Annotated in this window: 15 protein-coding genes; 12 read left to right on the forward strand and 3 right to left on the reverse strand. The window is 60.3% G+C overall.

Going from position 1 to position 19,461, the window contains the following annotated elements; all coding sequences use genetic code 11:
* The first annotated feature begins 53 nt into the window (after positions 1-53).
* From apaG to BLO80_RS23740, 7 genes are all read left to right on the forward strand, one after another.
* Positions 54-434 carry a Co2+/Mg2+ efflux protein ApaG gene (apaG, locus tag BLO80_RS23710; protein WP_053125932.1) on the forward strand — a complete coding sequence of 127 codons (381 nt, stop codon included), beginning with the start codon at positions 54-56 and terminating at the stop codon, positions 432-434.
* The gene (locus BLO80_RS23715; RefSeq protein WP_092331243.1) at positions 434-1,309 is read left to right on the forward strand and encodes a symmetrical bis(5'-nucleosyl)-tetraphosphatase; all 876 of its coding nucleotides are present in this window, start codon (positions 434-436) and stop codon (positions 1,307-1,309) included. Before apaG ends, BLO80_RS23715 begins: the two co-directional genes overlap by 1 nt.
* Positions 1,310-1,341: 32 nt before the next feature.
* Positions 1,342-1,671, forward strand: a complete 330-nt coding sequence (gene glpE / locus BLO80_RS23720) for a thiosulfate sulfurtransferase GlpE (protein WP_092331246.1) — start codon at positions 1,342-1,344, stop codon at positions 1,669-1,671.
* 299 nt (positions 1,672-1,970) lie between these two features.
* A complete protein-coding gene (locus BLO80_RS23725; RefSeq protein WP_053125937.1) occupies positions 1,971-3,893 on the forward strand; it encodes a PrkA family serine protein kinase in 1,923 nt (640 codons plus the stop codon).
* Positions 3,894-4,006: 113 nt separating this feature from the next.
* Entirely contained in the window at positions 4,007-5,278 is a 1,272-nt protein-coding gene (locus BLO80_RS23730) for a YeaH/YhbH family protein (protein WP_003206179.1), read from the forward strand.
* On the forward strand, positions 5,275-6,840 hold the full coding sequence (locus BLO80_RS23735; RefSeq protein ID WP_092255206.1) for a SpoVR family protein: 1,566 nt from the start codon (positions 5,275-5,277) through the stop codon (positions 6,838-6,840). The genes BLO80_RS23730 and BLO80_RS23735 overlap by 4 nt, the downstream gene beginning before the upstream one ends.
* 63 nt (positions 6,841-6,903) lie before the next feature.
* Positions 6,904-8,130 (forward strand): multifunctional CCA addition/repair protein, encoded by a 1,227-nt coding sequence (locus tag BLO80_RS23740; protein ID WP_092331248.1) that lies wholly within the window; start codon positions 6,904-6,906, stop codon positions 8,128-8,130.
* A 151-nt stretch (positions 8,131-8,281) separates the two neighbouring features.
* On the opposite strand, the gene folK is transcribed toward BLO80_RS23740, so the two are convergent.
* Positions 8,282-8,800 carry a 2-amino-4-hydroxy-6-hydroxymethyldihydropteridine diphosphokinase gene (gene folK / locus BLO80_RS23745; protein ID WP_092331251.1) on the reverse strand — a complete coding sequence of 173 codons (519 nt, stop codon included), beginning with the start codon at positions 8,798-8,800 and terminating at the stop codon, positions 8,282-8,284.
* Positions 8,791-9,144 carry a dihydroneopterin aldolase gene (gene folB / locus BLO80_RS23750; protein ID WP_039590767.1) on the reverse strand — a complete coding sequence of 118 codons (354 nt, stop codon included), beginning with the start codon at positions 9,142-9,144 and terminating at the stop codon, positions 8,791-8,793. Before folB ends, folK begins: the two co-directional genes overlap by 10 nt.
* A 74-nt stretch (positions 9,145-9,218) precedes the next feature.
* Here folB and plsY point away from each other — a divergent pair, with 74 nt between their 5' ends.
* Positions 9,219-9,788, forward strand: a complete 570-nt coding sequence (plsY, locus tag BLO80_RS23755) for a glycerol-3-phosphate 1-O-acyltransferase PlsY (RefSeq protein ID WP_060740351.1) — start codon at positions 9,219-9,221, stop codon at positions 9,786-9,788.
* A gap of 8 nt (positions 9,789-9,796) precedes the next feature.
* Here plsY and tsaD read toward each other — a convergent pair whose 3' ends face one another.
* On the reverse strand, positions 9,797-10,822 hold the full coding sequence (tsaD, locus tag BLO80_RS23760; RefSeq protein WP_092331253.1) for a tRNA (adenosine(37)-N6)-threonylcarbamoyltransferase complex transferase subunit TsaD: 1,026 nt from the start codon (positions 10,820-10,822) through the stop codon (positions 9,797-9,799).
* A gap of 199 nt (positions 10,823-11,021) precedes the next feature.
* Here tsaD and rpsU point away from each other — a divergent pair, with 199 nt between their 5' ends.
* The 4 genes from rpsU to BLO80_RS23780 all read left to right on the forward strand — a co-directional run bounded on the left by rpsU (position 11,022) and on the right by BLO80_RS23780 (position 19,460).
* Entirely contained in the window at positions 11,022-11,237 is a 216-nt protein-coding gene (gene rpsU / locus BLO80_RS23765) for a 30S ribosomal protein S21 (RefSeq protein WP_002551877.1), read from the forward strand.
* A gap of 479 nt (positions 11,238-11,716) precedes the next feature.
* Positions 11,717-13,675 (forward strand): DNA primase, encoded by a 1,959-nt coding sequence (gene dnaG, locus BLO80_RS23770; protein ID WP_092202684.1) that lies wholly within the window; start codon positions 11,717-11,719, stop codon positions 13,673-13,675.
* Positions 13,676-13,742: 67 nt separating this feature from the next.
* The gene (rpoD, locus tag BLO80_RS23775) at positions 13,743-15,590 is read left to right on the forward strand and encodes an RNA polymerase sigma factor RpoD (protein WP_060740348.1); all 1,848 of its coding nucleotides are present in this window, start codon (positions 13,743-13,745) and stop codon (positions 15,588-15,590) included.
* Between the two features lie 126 nt (positions 15,591-15,716).
* Positions 15,717-19,460: an EAL domain-containing protein gene (locus BLO80_RS23780; RefSeq protein WP_092331256.1), complete on the forward strand. Its 3,744-nt coding sequence runs from the start codon at positions 15,717-15,719 to the stop codon at positions 19,458-19,460.
* Position 19,461 lies beyond the last annotated feature (1 nt).

Consider the following 19,461-nt stretch of genomic DNA (forward strand, 5'->3'; position numbering starts at 1 on the left):
CTGATCTCCTGAGTCGCGCCCGCGTCCCGCTTCGTTTTTAAGGCCTTATTTGCATGTCTGATCCTCGTTACCAGGTCGACGTCAGCGTCACCACCCGTTTTCTGGCAGAACAGTCGCAACCCGAGCATGACCGCTTCGCCTTCGCCTACAGCATTACCGTGCGCAACAACGGCTCCTTGCCGGCCAGGCTGCTGTCGCGGCACTGGGTCATCACCGATGGCGACGGCCATGTCGAAGAAGTGCGTGGTGAAGGCGTTGTCGGACAGCAGCCGCTGATCGACGCCGGTAAAAGCCACAGCTATAGCAGCGGGACCGTGATGACCACCAAGGTCGGCACCATGCAGGGTACCTACCAGATGCTGGCCGAGGACGGCACGCGCTTCGACGCTGTCATCAAGCCCTTTCGCCTGGCCGTGCCCGGAGCGCTGCACTAATGGCCACGTATGCGGTCGGCGACCTGCAAGGCTGCCTCGATCCGCTCAAGTGCCTATTGGAACGCGTCGCCTTCGATCCCCAGGAAGACACGCTGTGGCTGGTGGGTGACTTGGTCAACCGTGGCCCGCAATCCCTTGAAACGTTGCGTTTTCTCTACGGCATCCGCCAGTCGCTGGTGTGCGTGCTCGGCAACCACGACCTGCACCTGTTGGCCGCCTGGCAGAACATCGAGCGCCTGAAAAAATCCGACACCTTGAGGGAAATCCTCGAGGCCCCCGATTGCGTTGAACTGCTGGAGTGGCTGCGCCAGCAAAAGCTCATGCACTACGACGAGCCACGCAACCTGGCGCTGGTCCATGCCGGCATCCCGCCCCAGTGGTCCCTGCGCAAGGCGCTCAAGTGCGCCAGCGAGGTGGAACAGGCATTGCGCGACGACAATCTGTTCGCACCCTACCTGGATGGCATGTACGGCAACGAGCCGGTCAAGTGGGACAACGACCTCACCGGCAGCGCTCGCCTTCGCGTCATCACCAATTACTTCACGCGCATGCGTTTCTGCACCCGCGACGGCAAGCTCGACCTCAAGGGCAAGGAAGGCATCGAGACCGCACCACCCGGCTACGCCCCCTGGTTCAAGCACAGCGAGCGCAAGACCCGTCACCTGAAAATCATTTTCGGGCACTGGGCGGCACTGGGAGGTCAATGCGACGAACCCGGCGTCTTCGCCCTCGATACCGGCTGCGTGTGGGGCAGCGCCATGACGCTGATGAACGTCGACACGGGCGAGCAACTGCGTTGCGATTGCGACGAACAGGGCCACGCCAGAATCCATCACCCGACCGCCGCACCATTGCCGGCCGGCACCGCCGTTTGACCGGCGTTGCGCTCAAGCTACAGGAGTCCCCCATGACCGAATTCAAACGCATCCCCCCGGAACAGGCCCAGGCCCTGCGCGAGCAAGGCGCGGTCGTCGTCGACGTTCGCGACCCAGCCACGTTTGCGGCTCTGCACATCAGTGGCGCCAAGCACCTGGATAACCATTCCATCGCCGACTTCATCCGTGCCGCCGACCTCGATGCGCCGACCGTCGTGGTCTGCTATCACGGCAACTCCAGCCAGAGCGCAGCCGCCTATCTGGTCAGCCAGGGCTTCACCGACGTCTACAGCCTGGACGGTGGTTTTGAGTTGTGGCGCGCGACGTATCCTGCAGAAACAGCGCAAGGCGCCGCCGAATAATTTTTTATCCCGGCCAAGCCCGCGTGAACCGTGGGCTTGAGCGATGGCGGACGAACGGTCTGCCACAACTAATTACGTATTCCACCTTTACCTCCGTGATTCCGAACTATCCTTAGCCTCAGGCCATCCAAAACAGGGGAGAGCCGGTACACCGGCGCGCGGGTCATCGGGAGTCAGCTTTCAGGAGCCTGCATTCTTGAAAGCATTCTGGGGGGTAAACGGCAACTGGGTTCCCAGCGGCTGTCCAGCGTCGACTGATTGATCCGACACCGGCTCCACGTATCGAGCGAGGTGACGTCATGAGCATTTTTAGCCACTTCCAGCAACGTTTCGAGTCCACGCGGCAAGAGGAATACTCGCTGCAGGAATACCTCGAACTCTGCAAGCAGGACCGCAGTGCCTATGTGTCGGCTGCGGAGCGTCTGTTGCTGGCCATCGGAGAACCGGAGCTGCTGGATACCTCGACCAACTCGAGGCTCTCGCGCATCTTCTCCAACAAGGTGATTCGCCGCTATCCGGCCTTTGCGGACTTCCACGGGATGGAAGAATGCATCGAACAGATCGTGTCCTATTTCCGCCATGCCGCCCAAGGCCTGGAAGAGAAGAAACAAATCCTTTATCTGCTCGGCCCCGTGGGTGGCGGTAAATCGTCCCTGGCCGAAAAACTCAAGCAACTGATCGAAAAAGTACCCTTCTATGCCATCAAGGGCTCGCCGGTGTTCGAATCGCCCCTGGGGCTGTTCAATGCCACGGAGGACGGCGCGATCCTCGAGGAAGACTTCGGTATTCCACGCCGCTACCTCAACACCATCATGTCGCCATGGGCGACCAAGCGCCTGGCCGAGTTCGGCGGTGATATCAGCCAGTTCCGGGTGGTCAAGCTCTACCCCTCGATCCTCAACCAGATCGCGGTAGCCAAGACCGAGCCGGGGGACGAGAACAACCAGGACATCTCGGCCCTGGTAGGCAAGGTCGATATCCGCAAGCTGGAAGAATTCCCACAGAACGACGCCGACGCCTACAGTTATTCGGGTGCGCTGTGCCGGGCCAACCAGGGCCTGATGGAATTCGTCGAAATGTTCAAGGCACCTATCAAGGTGCTGCACCCACTGCTGACCGCCACCCAGGAAGGCAACTACAACAGCACCGAGGGCCTGGGGGCCATTCCGTTCACCGGCATCCTGCTGGCGCACTCCAACGAATCGGAATGGCATACCTTCCGCAACAACAAGAACAACGAAGCCTTCATCGACCGGATCTATATCGTCAAGGTGCCGTACTGCCTGCGAGTGACCGACGAGGTGAAGATCTACGACAAGCTGCTGTTCAACAGCTCGCTGTCCAAGGCTCATTGCGCCCCCGACACCCTCAAGATGCTGGCCCAGTTCACGGTGCTGTCGCGCCTCAAGGAGCCGGAAAACTCCAACATCTATTCGAAGATGCGTGTGTACGACGGTGAAAACCTCAAGGACACCGATCCGAAGGCCAAGTCGATCCAGGAATACCGCGACAACGCTGGCGTCGACGAAGGAATGAACGGGCTGTCCACACGCTTCGCGTTCAAGATCCTGTCCAAGGTCTTCAACTTCGACCCCCACGAAATTGCCGCCAACCCGGTTCACCTGCTGTATGTGCTGGAACAGCAGATCGAACAGGAACAGTTCCAGGCCGAAACCCGCGAGCGTTACCTGCGCTTCCTCAAGGAATACCTGGCCCCTCGCTACATCGAGTTCATCGGCAAGGAAATCCAGACGGCTTACCTGGAGTCCTACAGCGAATACGGCCAGAACATCTTCGACCGCTATGTGCTGTACGCAGACTTCTGGATCCAGGACCAGGAATACCGCGACCCGGAAACCGGCGAAATACTCAATCGCGTGGCCCTCAACGAGGAACTGGAAAAAATCGAGAAACCGGCGGGCATCAGCAATCCGAAGGATTTCCGCAACGAAATCGTCAACTTCGTGCTGCGCGCCCGGGCCAACAACAACGGCAAGAACCCAACCTGGCTCAGCTATGAAAAGCTGCGGGTGGTCATCGAGAAGAAAATGTTCTCCAACACCGAAGACCTGCTGCCCGTCATCAGCTTCAACGCCAAGGCCAGCAAGGAGGACCAGCAAAAACACAACGATTTTGTCACACGCATGGTCGAACGTGGCTACACCGACAAACAGGTACGACTGCTTTCCGAGTGGTACCTGCGGGTCCGGAAATCGCAGTAAGCAGCGGCAAGCTTCTAGCTACAAACTGCAAGGGAGCGGCGTCGAGCCCAAGGCTCGACGCCACGCCACTTACGGCTTGAGGCTTACGACTTGAAGCTCCCCTGGAGGGGCCTATGAGCTATGTGATCGACCGACGCCTTAATGGCAAGAACAAGAGCACGGTGAACCGCCAGCGGTTTCTGCGGCGTTACCGTGACCACATCAAGAAGGCCGTCGAAGAGGCGGTCAGCCGGCGTTCCATTACCGATATGGAACACGGCGAACAAATCAGCATCCCCGGCCGCGACATCGACGAGCCGGTGCTTCACCATGGTCGCGGTGGCAAACAGACCGTCGTGCACCCCGGTAACAAGGAATTCACCAGTGGCGAGCACATCCCCCGGCCCCAGGGCGGCGGTGGCGGCAAGGGCCCTGGCAAGGCCGGCAATTCCGGCGAAGGCATGGATGAGTTTGTCTTCCAGATCACCCAGGAGGAGTTCCTGGAATTCATGTTCGAGGACCTGGAGCTGCCGAACCTGGTCAAGCGCAACCTGACCGGTACCGACACCTTCAAGACCGTGCGTGCCGGTATCAGCAATGAAGGCAACCCATCACGCATCAACATCATCCGCACCCTTCGTTCGGCCCACGCCCGGCGCATCGCGCTGTCGGGCAGCAGCCGGGCCAAACTGCGCGAAGCCAAGGAAGAACTGGCTCGTCTTAAACGCGAAGAACCCGATAATTTCGGCGATATTCAGGACCTGGAAGCGGAAATCGAGAAACTCAGCGCACGCATCCACCGCGTTCCGTTCCTCGATACCTTCGACCTCAAGTACAACCTGCTGGTGAAACAGCCAAACCCCAGCTCCAAGGCGGTGATGTTTTGCCTGATGGACGTTTCCGGCTCCATGACCCAGGCCACCAAGGACATCGCCAAGCGCTTCTTCATCCTGCTGTACCTGTTCTTGAAGCGGAACTACGACAAGATCGACGTAGTGTTCATCCGCCACCACACCAGCGCCCGGGAAGTGGACGAGGAAGAGTTCTTCTATTCCAGGGAAACCGGCGGCACCATTGTCTCCAGCGCCCTGAAGCTGATGCAGGAAATCATGGCCGAACGCTACCCCGCCAACGAATGGAACATCTATGCGGCCCAGGCGTCGGACGGAGACAACTGGAACGACGATTCACCGATCTGCCGTGACATCCTGATCAACCAGATCATGCCGTTCGTCCAGTACTACACCTATGTGGAAATTACTCCACGGGAACACCAGGCGTTGTGGTACGAATACGAACGGATTGCCGAAGCATTTTCCGACACATTTGCCCAACAGCAACTGGTCTCGGCCGGGGATATCTACCCGGTCTTCCGTGAACTCTTCCAGCGCAGGTTAGTGACATGACCGCCAAAAAAGAGCAGAAACGCCAGCCCATTTCCACCGGCTCCGAATGGACATTCGAGCTGATCAAGGCCTACGACCGCGAAATCAGCCGTATCGCGGACCGTTATGCCCTCGACACCTACCCGAACCAGATCGAGGTGATCACCGCCGAGCAAATGATGGACGCCTACGCGTCGGTCGGCATGCCGCTGGGCTATCACCACTGGTCCTACGGCAAGCACTTCCTCAGCACCGAGAAATCCTACAGCCGCGGTCAGATGGGGCTGGCCTATGAGATCGTGATCAATTCCGACCCCTGCATCGCCTACCTGATGGAGGAAAACACCATCTGCATGCAGGCCTTGGTGGTGGCGCACGCCTGCTACGGGCACAACAGCTTCTTCAAGGGCAACTACCTGTTCCGCACCTGGACCGATGCCAGTTCGATCATCGATTACCTGGTGTTCGCCAAGCAGTACATCATGCAATGCGAGGAACGCCACGGTATCGACGCGGTGGAGGACCTGCTGGACTCCTGCCATGCCCTGATGAACTACGGCGTGGACCGCTACAAACGACCGTACCCGATTTCCGCCGAAGAAGAACGCCGGCGCCAGAAGGACCGCGAAGAACACCTGCAGAAACAGATCAACGATCTTTGGCGCACCATTCCCAAGGGTGCGGACAAGTACAACGAAAAAGACAATGCCCGCTTCCCTGCCGAGCCCCAGGAGAACATTCTCTATTTCATTGAAAAACATGCGCCGCTGCTGGAACCGTGGCAACGGGAAATCGTGCGCATCGTGCGCAAGATCGCCCAGTACTTCTATCCACAGCGCCAAACCCAGGTAATGAACGAAGGCTGGGCCACGTTCTGGCACTACACGCTGATGAACGACCTGTACGACGAAGGCCTGGTCACCGACGGCTTCATGATGGAGTTCCTGACGTCACACACCAGCGTGGTGTTCCAACCTGGCTTCGACAGCCCGTACTACAGCGGCATCAACCCTTACGCACTGGGTTTCGCCATGTACCGCGACATTCGGCGCATGTGCGAAAACCCTACCGAGGAAGATCGTCGCTGGTTCCCGGAAATCGCCGGTTCGGACTGGTTGTCCGCCATTAAATTCGCCATGAGCAGCTTCAAGGACGAAAGCTTCATCCTGCAGTACCTTTCCCCCAAGGTGATCCGCGACCTGAAACTGTTCAGCATCCTGGATGACGACCAGAAGGACGACCTGGTGGTACCTGCCATTCACGATGAGAGCGGCTATCGCATCATTCGCGAAACCCTGGCGGCGCAGTACAACCTGGGTAATCGCGAGCCCAATGTGCAGATCTACAGCATCGACCGCCGCGGAGACCGCTCGCTGACCCTGCGGCACCAGGCGCACAACCGCAAACCACTGGGTGACTCCACCGATGAAGTGCTCAAGCACCTGCATCGCCTCTGGGGCTTCGACATCCACTTGGAAACCCTGCAAGGCGACCAAGTGATGAAAACCCACCATGTCCCTCCCAAAGGCGAACAAGCCGAAGGCGATTATGGTCGCCTGGACCTGGCCGTCATTCATCTTTGATCCCGTTTTCGCCTCCGGACGTCTGACGCAAAGGTTATCCTGTCGGACCAACGGAGGTTTTTTATGCAGATCTATAAAGTTGGCGGCGCCGTACGCGATCGCCTGCTGGGCATTCCCGTCACCGACATCGATCGGGTCGTCGTGGGAGCCACCGCCGAGGAAATGCTCGCCAAGGGTTTTCGCCCCGTGGGGGCCGACTTTCCGGTATTCCTCGACCCGAAGACCGGCGAGGAGTACGCCCTCGCCCGCACCGAGCGCAAGAGCGGCCGCGGCTATGGCGGCTTCGTGTTCCATGCCAGCCCTGAAGTCACTCTGGAAGAAGACCTGGTCCGTCGGGACTTGACCATCAACGCCATGGCTGAAGATGAACATGGCAACCTGACCGATCCGTACCACGGCCAGCGCGATCTGGAAGCCCGGGTGCTGCGCCACGTTTCCCCCGCTTTCGCCGAAGATCCGCTCCGAGTCCTGCGGGTTGCCCGTTTTGCCGCCCGTTATGCGCCGCTGGGTTTCAAGGTGGCGGACGAAACCCTTGAGCTGATGCGCCAGCTCAGCGAGTCCGGCGAACTGGAGGCGTTGACGGCCGAGCGCAGCTGGAAAGAAATTTCCCGCGCGCTCATGGAAAAGCAACCCCAGGTATTTATTCAGGTCTTGCGCGACTGCACGGCCCTCAAGGTCTTGCTGCCCGAAGTCGACGCGCTGTTCGGCGTGCCACAACCTGAAGCCCATCACCCGGAAATCGATACCGGTGTCCATACCCTGAGCGTGCTGCAACAGGCAGCACTGCATCAACAGCCGCTAACGGTCCGCTGGGCCTGCCTGCTCCATGACCTGGGTAAAGGCCTGACGCCCCAGCACGAATGGCCGCGACACATCGCCCATGAGCACACGGGCTTGAAGCTGATCAAAGCCGTCAGCGAGCGCTTCAAGGCGCCGCGCGACTGTCAGGAACTGGCGTTGTTGGTGGGCCAATACCATACCCATGGTCATCGCGCGCTGGAACTGAAGGCATCTACTCTGCTTGAGCTGCTACAAAGCTTTGATGTGTACCGCCGGCCCCAGCGCTTCGAGGAATTCATCGCGGCCTGCGAGATGGACGCTCGGGGGCGCAAGGGGCTTGAGCAGCGAAGTTATCCACAGGCTGATTATCTGCGGGGCGCCGCAGCAGCGGCCCGCGCAGTGGCGGTGCAGCCTTTGCTGGAGAAAGGCTTCAAGGGGCCGGAGCTGGGTGAGGCGATCAAGCGTGAGCGGCTCAAGGCATTGAAAGCGTATAAGGAAGCGGCGAGCTGACGGGGGGTCGTGTCAGTTTGCATTTTTGCTGGATGTGCCGCCGTCATCGCGAGCAAGCTCGCTCCCACAGTGGATTTCGGTTGAACACAAGATAGGTGTCCACTGAAATTCTAATGTGGGAGCGAGCTTGCTCGCGATAGCGGCAGGCGCTTCAGCGCAGATTCGATGGCGTCAGCTGCTGGCCGCGCCACTCGAACGCCACCGGCGCCAGCACCTGGTCGATCTGCGACTCTTCCCACAACGTGGCGAAGCTTTTGCCCACGCCCGGATGAATCCGATCCGGCGCGATCAACGACAAAGGCCACAGGACGAAGGCGTTCTTGAGGATTTCCGCACGCGGCAGGATCAGCCCATCGAAGTTGCCGACCTGTTCGCCATACAACAACACGTCGATATCCAGTGGCAGTCCCTTGCGGTCTGGCGCATAACGACCGTTGTCCGCCTCGATGAACTTGAGACGACGATCCAACTCCATCAGCGGCAGGTCCGTGAAGGCCGAGACGACAAAATTGAAGAACGGCCCGCTCTTGATCCCCACTGGCTGGCTCTCGAACACAGCCGAACAGCGCATGTCCACGAGGAAACCGGCCAAGGCCTCAAGACCGGCGCACAAATGGGTTTCGCGCTCGATATTGCTGCCGAGCCCGAGAAAAACCTGAGTCAGCGACATCCGCGCTCGATCTCCACGCCAACGCCGCTGGCTGCCGGTACGGCGCCAGGCTTGGTCACTTTCAGACGCAGCCAGGTGATCTTGAACTCGTCCATCAGCTCTTGGGCCAGTCGTTCGGCGAAGGTCTCGACCAACTGGAACTGCGCCTGCTCGGCAAACGCCTGGATGCGCGACGACACGCTGGCATAATCGAGCGCCAGGGTCAGGTCGTCGCCCGCGGCCGCCGGGCGGTTGTCCCAGGCGAAACTCAGGTCAAGCCGCAGGCACTGTCGGATACCTCGCTCCCAGTCGTAGGCACCGATTACCGTGTCGACTTCCAGGCCCTCGATAAACACTCTGTCCAAGCACTCTTCTCCGCAGCACGACAAGGGCGCGATGCCCCGTTAGAATCAGGGCGTCCTCGCCCGGAATAGTTAGCATGTTTTGGTTACTGGCGATTCTCGCCTACCTGCTCGGCTCGCTGTCCTTCGCCATTTTGCTCAGCCGCCTGACCGGTCGCCCGGATCCGCGAATGAGTGGCTCAGGCAATGCCGGCGCCACCAACATGCTGCGCCTGGCCGGACGCAAGCTCGCCATCCTGACCCTGCTGGGCGACCTCTGCAAAGGCCTTGTCCCGGTATTGATCGCCAGCCTTGCAGGACTCTCGTTGCAGCAACAGGCCTGGATCGGCGTCTGTGCCGTCATCGGCCACTTGTTCCCGCTGTACTTCCGCTTCCGTGGCGGCAAGGGCGTCGCCACCGCCGCCGGCATGCTGCTGGGCCTGTACCCGCCCGCCGCCCTGCTGGCTGTCTGCGCCTGGCTGCTGACGTTCTACCTGACCCGCACCAGCTCCCTGGCCGCGCTGATCGCCACACCGCTGACCCTGCCATTGCTGGCCTGGCAGGAGCCGGCGGCCTTGCTGCCAATGACCGTGCTGGTCGCACTGATAGTCTGGCGCCACCGGGGCAATCTACGCGACCTGTTCGCCGGGCGCGAACGGCATTTTTAAAGGCCGTTTCACAGGGGTGCCAACTGCTCCATGGGCCAGCGCGCCTGCACGCTGATGGCCAGGCTTTCCTGCTGGCCCGCCTGCAAACGCTGGCAGCCGGCAAAGGCAATCATCGCGCCGTTATCTGTGCAGAACTCCGGCCGGGCGTAGTAAACGTCGCCCTTCAAGTCGCCGAGCATTTTCTCCAGCGATGTGCGCAAGGCCTTGTTCGCACTCACGCCTCCGGCGATCACCAGGCGCTTGAGCCCGGCCTGCTTCAGGGCACGCTTGCACTTGATGGTCAAAGTCTCCACCACGGCCTGCTGGAACGCCAGCGAGATGTCGCAACGGGCTTGCTCACTGTCGTCCCCGGCGCTGACACACTGCTGCCAGGTGTTCAGGGCGAAGGTCTTCAGCCCGCTGAAACTGAAATCCAGGCCGGGGCGGTCGCACATCGGCCGCGGGAACACGAAGCGCCCATCGACCCCCTGGCTTGCAAGCCGGGAAATTTCCGGCCCACCGGGATAATTGAGCCCCATCATTTTCGCCGTCTTGTCGAATGCTTCGCCGGCGGCATCGTCGAGGGTTTCGCCGAGCAGCTCGTATTGGCCGATGCCATCGACCCGGATGAGCTGGGTATGGCCGCCCGATACCAACAAAGCGACGAACGGGAATTGGGGCGGTTGCGACTCCAGCATCGGTGCCAGCAAGTGGCCTTCCATGTGATGCACGCCCAGGGCCGGAATACCCCAGGCAAAGGCCAGCGCCTGGGCACAGGAAGCGCCAACCAGCAACGCGCCCACCAGGCCCGGGCCGGCGGTGTAGGCGATGCCGTCGATCTCGGTCGGCATGCAGCCGGCTTCGGCCAGGACCTGGCGGATCAAGGGCAGCATGCGCTTGACGTGATCGCGGGAGGCAAGTTCCGGCACCACCCCGCCGTAGGCGCGGTGCAGGTCGATCTGGCTGAACAGCGCATCGGCCAGCAGGCCGCGCTCACTGTCGTAAAGTGCGACACCGGTTTCGTCGCAAGAGGTTTCTAATCCCAGTACTAGCATGGGTTTGCGCCTTGTAGAGGCTGAATTCGAAGGCGCGCATAATAGTCGCCGCGTTGTGCCCCGACCAGCGGTTTTCGATCAGAGGCTTTGCATTCCGAGCGTTGAGGGGTTAACATCCGCAACCCTTAAAAACCGACGTCTTCAAGTGCTCTTTTGCCGCGAGGATGTTGACCCCGGTAATGAATGAAGGTAGCTCTGGATGCCAGCCGTCAAAGTAAAAGAGAACGAACCCTTCGACGTAGCTCTGCGTCGTTTCAAGCGCTCCTGCGAAAAAGCCGGTGTTCTGGCTGAAGTTCGTAGCCGCGAATTCTACGAGAAGCCGACTTCTGAGCGTAAGCGCAAGGCAGCAGCCGCTGTTAAGCGTCACGCCAAGAAAGTTCAGCGCGAACAGCGCCGCGCCGTACGTCTGTACTAATACACAGACGTCCGTAGCAAGCTTCTGCCAAGCCCGGCCTTCAAGCCGGGCTTATGGCATTTGCGGAATAACGCTTGATGCTTCACCGTCAAAGCCGCAGACGCGACCAAGACAACCGCTTCACCGCGTCAGACCTGGCTCTTTTGCCAGCGGTGCACGTCTTTCCTGACGAGCCTTCCAAGGCTACCGACGAGCACACCCTGATTCCTCTAACGACGATCAGCCCAAGGCACCTGCCTGCGTGCCCGCTTCATGAGCTATCCGAGGCCTGACCGGCCGTTACCGGACTCAGCGCAACACATTCAAACAGTCGAATACTGATAGTTATTAACGTCAGTGGATTATCGGCAGATACACTTCCCGACAGCGATGATGCAGACGACCCGGTCGAGCCACCGATTCAGCGTGTCTCAAACCCAGACCCGGTTACGCCTGCCGATTTCGGGTCCATATTTCGCGCAGTGATGATTGAGAACGCCATGGCCGGGCTGATTCCCCAGAGCTTTATTGACGACCTCCTGAACCGCACCGACATCGTCGACGTGGTCAGCTCTCGCCTGCAAATGAAGAAAGCAGGCAAGAACTACACGGCCTGCTGCCCGTTTCACAAAGAGAAAACGCCCTCTTTCAGCGTCAGCCCCGACAAGCAGTTCTACTACTGCTTCGGTTGCGGCGCGGGCGGCAATGCCCTCGGCTTCCTCATGGACCACGACAACCTGGACTTCCCCCAGGCCGTCGAAGAACTGGCCAAAGCCGCTGGCATGGAAATTCCCCGCGAGGAAAGCGGTCGACCGCACAAGCCGCGCCAACCGACCGACTCACCGCTCTACCCACTGCTGACAGCGGCGGCCGATTTCTATCGCCAGGCCCTCAAGAGCCATCCAGCCCGCAAGGCCGCGGTGGATTATCTCAAGGGCCGCGGCCTGACTGGCGAAATCGCCCGGGATTTCGGCCTCGGCTTCGCCCCGCCCGGCTGGGACAACCTGTACAAGCATCTAAGCAGCGACACGCTGCAGCAGCGCGCCATGATCGACGCTGGCCTGCTGATCGAAAACGCCGAAACCGGCAAGCGCTACGACCGCTTTCGCGACAGGGTCATGTTTCCGATCCGCGACACGCGCGGGCGGATCATCGCCTTTGGCGGCCGGGTGCTGGGCGATGACAAGCCGAAGTACCTGAACTCTCCGGAAACCCCAGTGTTCCATAAGGGCCAGGAACTCTATGGCCTGTACGAAGCGCGCAAGAACAACCGCAACCTCGACGAAATCATCGTCGTCGAGGGCTACATGGACGTGATAGCCCTGGCCCAGCAAGGCCTGCGCAACGCCGTCGCGACCCTGGGCACAGCCACCAGCGAAGAGCACATGAAGCGCCTGTTTCGCGTCGTGCCCAACGTGCTGTTCTGCTTCGACGGCGACCAGGCCGGTCGCAACGCCGCCTGGCGCGCATTGGAGGCGACCTTGCCGTGCCTGCAGGACGGCCGTCGGGCACGTTTCCTGTTCCTGCCCGAGGGCGAGGACCCGGACACCCTGGTGCGTTCCGAAGGCACCGACGCGTTCCGTGCGCGGATCAACCAGCACGCACAACCGTTGGCCGACTATTTTTTCCAGCAGTTGACCGAAGAAGCCGATCCACGCTCCCTCGAAGGCAAGGCCCACATGGCCACCCTCGCGGCGCCGCTGATCGACAAGGTGCCCGGCGCCAATCTGCGCACGCTCATGCGCCAGCGCCTGACCGAAATCACCGGGCTCAACAGCGAGGCGGTCAATCAACTGGTGCACAGCGCTCCCCAGGAGGCGCCGCCGGCGTATGACCCGGGCATCGATTACGACGCGATGCCGGATTTCGCCGACTATCATCAACCCCAGCAGGATTACGCCCCCCAGCAGGAATGGACGCCGAAAAAACCCGGCAGCGGCGGCAAGAAATGGGACAAGAAACCCTGGGACAAGAACGGCAAGCGCGGCGATCGCGACCAGCCACGTGCCCCGCGCGTGCCGGCCGCCGTCGAACCCCCGACACTGGCCGCCTTGCGCACCTTGCTGCATCACCCGCAACTGGCGGAAAAAGTAGAGGACGCAGGGCACTTCGCCGCCGAGGACCATAGCAATACACAATTGCTGGTCGCTCTCCTTGAAGCCGTGCAGAAGAACCCCAAGCTAAACTCTTTCCAGTTGATCGCACGGTGGCACGGTACCGAGCAGGGACGCCTCTTGAAGGCTTTGGCCGAGAAGGAATGGCTGATTGATGGAGACAACCTTGAACAACAGTTTTTCGACACCATTACTAGCTTGTCCGCCCGCCAACGCGAGCGAAACCTGGAACAACTTCTGCGAAAAGCTCGCCAGAGCGAGTTGACCAGCGAAGAGAAAAACCAATTGCGCGACTTACTCAGCCGCAATGTTTGCGCATCAAACCCGACCTCAACTGGCGCGTGAGGTCACAGCTCAGGTATAATCCTCGGCTTGTTTTTTGCCCGCCAAGACCTTCAGTGGATAGGGTGTTATGTCCGGAAAAGCGCAACAGCAGTCTCGTATCAAAGAGTTGATCCTATTGGGTCGTGAGCAGGGCTACCTGACTTACGCGGAGGTCAACGACCACCTGCCGGAGGATATTTCAGATCCGGAACAGGTGGAAGACATCATCCGCATGATCAACGACATGGGGATCAACGTATTCGAGGTTGCTCCAGATAAGGATGCCCTTATGCTGGCCGACGCCGATACCGACGAGGCGGCCGCTGAAGAAGCGGCCGCAGCGTTGGCAGCGGTCGAGACCGACATTGGTCGCACCACGGACCCCGTGCGCATGTACATGCGTGAAATGGGTACGGTAGAGCTCCTCACACGTGAAGGCGAAATCGAAATCGCCAAGCGTATTGAAGAAGGCATCCGTGAAGTGATGGGCGCAATCGCGCACTTCCCTGGCACGGTTGACCATATTCTCTCCGAGTACACCCGCGTCACCACCGAAGGTGGCCGCCTGTCCGACGTCCTGAGCGGCTATATCGACCCGGACGACGGCATTGCGCCGCCTGCCGCCGAAGTGCCGCCGCCGATCGATGCGAAAGCCGTCAAGGCCGACGACGACACCGATGACGACGACGCCGAAGCGAGCGACGACGAGGAAGAAGCCGAAAGCGGTCCGGATCCGGTCATCGCCGCACAGCGTTTCGGCGCCGTGGCCGACCAGATGGAAATCACCCGCAAGGCGCTGAAGAAGCACGGCCGCAACAACAAGCAGGCGATTGCCGAGCTGTTGGCGCTGGCCGAGTTGTTCATGCCGATCAAACTGGTGCCGAAGCAATTCGAAGGCCTGGTCGAGCGTGTTCGCAGTGCCCTGGATCGCTTGCGTCAGCAAGAGCGCGCGATCATGCAGCTTTGCGTGCGTGATGCCCGCATGCCACGCGCTGATTTCCTGCGCCAGTTCCCGGGCAATGAAGTCGACGAAAGCTGGACCGATGCGCTGGCCAAGGGCAAGAGCAAATACGCTGAAGCCATTGCCCGCCTGCAGCCGGACATCATTCGTTGCCAGCAGAAGCTCAGTGCGCTGGAGGCCGAGACTGGCCTGAGCATCGCCGAGATCAAGGACATCAACCGTCGCATGTCGATCGGCGAGGCCAAGGCCCGTCGCGCGAAGAAAGAGATGGTCGAAGCGAACTTGCGTCTGGTGATCTCCATCGCCAAGAAGTACACCAACCGCGGTCTGCAATTCCTCGACCTGATCCAGGAAGGCAACATCGGCCTGATGAAGGCGGTGGACAAGTTCGAATACCGTCGCGGCTACAAGTTCTCGACTTATGCCACCTGGTGGATCCGTCAGGCGATCACTCGTTCGATCGCCGACCAGGCCCGCACCATCCGTATCCCGGTGCACATGATCGAGACGATCAACAAGCTCAACCGCATTTCCCGGCAGATGTTGCAGGAAATGGGTCGCGAACCGACGCCGGAAGAGCTGGGCGAACGCATGGAAATGCCTGAGGACAAGATCCGCAAGGTATTGAAGATCGCCAAAGAGCCGATCTCCATGGAAACCCCGATCGGCGATGACGAAGACTCCCATCTGGGGGACTTCATCGAAGACTCCACCATGCAGTCTCCGATCGATGTCGCCACTGTCGAGAGCCTCAAGGAAGCGACTCGCGAAGTACTCTCCGGCCTCACTGCCCGTGAAGCCAAGGTACTGCGCATGCGCTTCGGCATCGACATGAATACCGACCACACCCTTGAGGAAGTCGGCAAGCAGTTCGATGTAACCCGTGAGCGGATTCGCCAGATCGAAGCCAAGGCGTTGCGCAAACTGCGCCACCCGACGCGAAGCGAGCATCTGCGCTCCTTCCTCGACGAGTGACCTTCAAAACCCCCGGCCCTGCCGGGGGTTTTGTCATATGCAGATAAAATCCCCTTCGTTACGCTCCCCACCCCCCGTTGCCCGTCTACACTCGAAACATCCTCCCCAAGCCATGACGAGACAGTGATGCCCAGACTGACGGCCGCGCTTTTGCTGTCATTGATCACCTGGACCGCAACAGCTGGCGCGTTGACGCTCACCGATGAGGAGCTCCGCTGGCTCAAGGACCACCCCGACCTGCGCCTGGGTGTCGACGCCTCATGGCCGCCGTTTGAGTTTCGCGACGATCAAGGCCGCTATCAGGGCCTCGCCGCCGACTATATCGAGATCATCCGCGAACGGCTTGCCGTCAAGCTCACGCCCATCGAGCCGGCCAGCTGGACTGCGGTGCTGGAGCAGGTCGTACAGGGCAAGATCGACCTGTTGCCTGGCATCATGTCCACTCCGGAGCGCCAGAATTACCTGGCATTTACCCGTCCCTACCTGGATTTCCCCATTGTCATCCTGGCCCATCAGGGTGGCGCCCAGCCCCATAGCCTCAAGGAGCTGTATGGGCTGAAAATCGCCGTGGTGGAGAACTACGCGCCTCATGAATTGCTGCGCAACCATCATCCCGACTTGAACCTGGTGGCGCTGCCCAACGTCAGTTCAGCCCTGCAAGCGCTGGCAACCGATGAAGTGGACGCGGTGGTGGGCGATCTGGCTTCCAGTGTCTGGAGCCTGCGCCAACTCAAGCTCGAAGGCCTTTATGTCAGCGGGGAAACGCCTTACCGCTATCAACTGGCAATGGCCGCCCCTCGGGACAACAAGGTATTGGTGGGCATCCTGGACAAAGTCCTGGCGGATATGAACCCGGCCGAAGTCGCCGAGATCCAGCAGAAGTGGATCGGCAATGTGCACGACTATCGCCAGATCTGGTCAGACTTACTGTTTTACGGCCTGCCTACGCTGCTGCTCCTGGTCGGCATACTGGCGGTGGTGATTCGCATCAATCGCCGGCTCAGCTCGGAAATCGCCCGCCGCGTCGAGCTTGAGCAGGAGCTGCGCAGCAGCGAATACCATTACCGTGGGCTGGTGGAGAGCCTGTCGGCCATTGCCTGGGAGGCAAAGGTCAGCGATTTCACTTACAGCTACGTCTCGCCTCACGCCGAAGACCTGTTGGGTTATCCCCTCTCCCATTGGCTGGTCCCAGGCTTCTGGCGCACCATCATTCATCCGGCCGACCTGATCCGCGCCCAGACCTACTGCGAAAATGAACTGCTGGCGGGTCGCGATCACTGCATCGATTACCGGGTTATCACGGCCGATGGTCGCTGCCTGTGGGTACGTGACATTGTCAGCCTGATCGAACACGGGCATGAGCCGCTGATACGTGGATTGATGATCGATATCAGCGAAGCCAAGCGCACCGAGGAAGCACTGCGCCTTTCGGAGCAGAAATTTGCCTCGGTGTTCCGCCAGTGCCCGGACATCCTGGTGATTGCAAGACTGATGGACGGTTGCCTGCTGGAGGTCAACAAAGCCTTCGAAGAGCAGATCGGCCTGAGTGCCGCAGAGGTGGTGGGACACAACGCAACCGAACTGAATATCTGGGGCATCCAAGGCGTGGGGCCGAGCCTGTTGCAGCGTTTGCAGGCCGGCAGCATTCGCAACCTGGAAATGCCCTTTCGCCGCAACAACGGTCAGGTATTCACCGGGCTGATCTCCGCCGAACCCTTCGACCTCGACACGACGCCAGCCTTGGTGGTGGTGGTACGGGACATCAGCCAGCTCAAGGAAACCCAGCAGCAATTGCAGACATCCGAAGAGAAGTTCGCCAAGGCCTTCCACGCCTCGCCCGACGGCCTGCTGCTATCGCGACAAAGCGACGGCTTGCTGATTGAGGTCAACGAAGGGTTCAGCCGCATTACCGGTTTCAACAGCACCCTGTCGGTAGACCGCTCCACGCTGGACCTGGGTATCTGGGTCAATCTCAACGAGCGCAAGCAGATGCTCGACCTGCTGAAACGGGACGGCTTCGTCAGGGATTTCAGCTGCCATATCCGTCGCAACGACGGGCAGATACGGCTCTGCGAAGTGTCCAGCCGCCCACTGCCCATCGGCAACGAAGACTGCATGCTGACCATCGCCCGGGATATCACCGAACGCCACCTGATGCAGGAAAAACTGCAACAGGCCGCCACCGTTTTCGAAAGCACTGCCGAAGGCGTGCTGATCACCGATACGCAACAGCACATCAGCGCCGTGAACCGGGCCTTCACCGAGATCACCGGCTACAGCGAAACCGAAGCCTTGGGCCATACGCCTCGGTTGTTGGCTTCCGGCCTGCATGACAGCGCGTTTTACGCGGCGATGTGGCACCAATTGACGGCCGAGGGACACTGGCAGGGAGAGATCTCCAACCGGCGCAAGAACGGCGAACTGTATCCCAGTTGGCTGACCATCAGCGCGGTGCGCAACCGCGACCGACAGATCACCCATTTCGTCGCGGTCTTCGCCGATATCTCCAGCCTCAAGCACGCCCAGGCCCGGCTCGATTACCAGGCTCACCACGACCCGCTGACGGGCCTGCCCAATCGCACGCTGTTCGAAAGCCGCTTGCTGGCGGCTCTCAACGGCCAGCAGGAAAACGGCGGCCAGGGTGCCGTGCTGTTTCTGGACCTGGACCGCTTCAAGCACATCAATGACAGCCTCGGGCACCCGGTCGGCGACCTGCTGCTCAAGGGCATTGCCGTGCGCTTGCGCGAGCAGCTGCGCGACATCGACACCGTGGCGCGCCTGGGCGGCGACGAATTCATTATCCTGCTGCCGGGCCTGCAACAGCCCAGCGATGCCGAGCACATCGCCCAGAAGCTGTTGAACTGCTTTACCGCACCGTTCCAGGCCGGCGAGCACGAGTTCTTCATCAGCGCCAGCATTGGCACCAGCCTCTACCCCCAGGATGGCTGCGACGTCGCCACGCTGGTCAAGAATGCCGACGCGGCGATGTACCGCTCCAAGGCCAAGGGGCGTAACCGGGTGGAAAGCTACACCCGCGACCTCACCGCCCAGGCCAGCGAGCGCGTAGCCCTGGAACACGAGCTGCGGCGAGCGATTGAACGCAACGAGCTGTCACTGTCCTTCCAACCGAAAATCAGCCTCGCCGACAACCGACTGGTGGGGGCCGAGGCGCTGATTCGCTGGTATCACCCGACATTTGGCGACGTTCCCCCCGAACACTTCATCCCGTTGGCGGAAGAAAACGGCATGATCCTGCAAATTGGCGACTGGGTACTGGAACGCGCCTGCCGGCAACTGTGCGAATGGAACAGCACCTACGAAAGCCTCGGCCCCCTGTCGGTCAACCTGGCCGGCGCCCAACTGCGCCAGCCCAACCTGTTGGGGCGCATCGAACAATTGTTGCGCGAACACCAGCTCCAGCCCGACTTATTGCAACTGGAAATTACCGAGAACTTCATCATGAGCCAGGCCGAAGAGGCCCTGACGGTGCTGCACCAGTTGAAGAACCTCGGCGTGCAACTGGCCATCGACGACTTTGGCACGGGCTATTCCTCCCTGAGCTACCTCAAGCGCCTGCCACTGGACATCCTCAAGATCGATCAGTCCTTCGTCCGCGGCCTGCCCGACGACCCACACGACGCGGCCATCGTGCGGGCAATCATCGCCCTGGGCCGCAGCATGCAATTCAGCATCATCGCCGAGGGCGTCGAAACCCTGGCCCAGCAGCAATTCCTGGCTGAAGAAGGTTGCGAACAGATCCAGGGCTACATCGTCAGCCTGCCCCTGTGCGCCGACGAGTTCGCCGCAACGTTTCTTCGTGTGAGCGTATCGGATTTTTCGGATAGCACAGCCGAGAAACCGTCGCTATAAT

Origin of the sequence: Pseudomonas sp. NFACC56-3, from assembly GCF_900100025.1 — a bacterium.
Lineage (GTDB): Bacteria > Pseudomonadota > Gammaproteobacteria > Pseudomonadales > Pseudomonadaceae > Aquipseudomonas > Aquipseudomonas fluorescens_AA.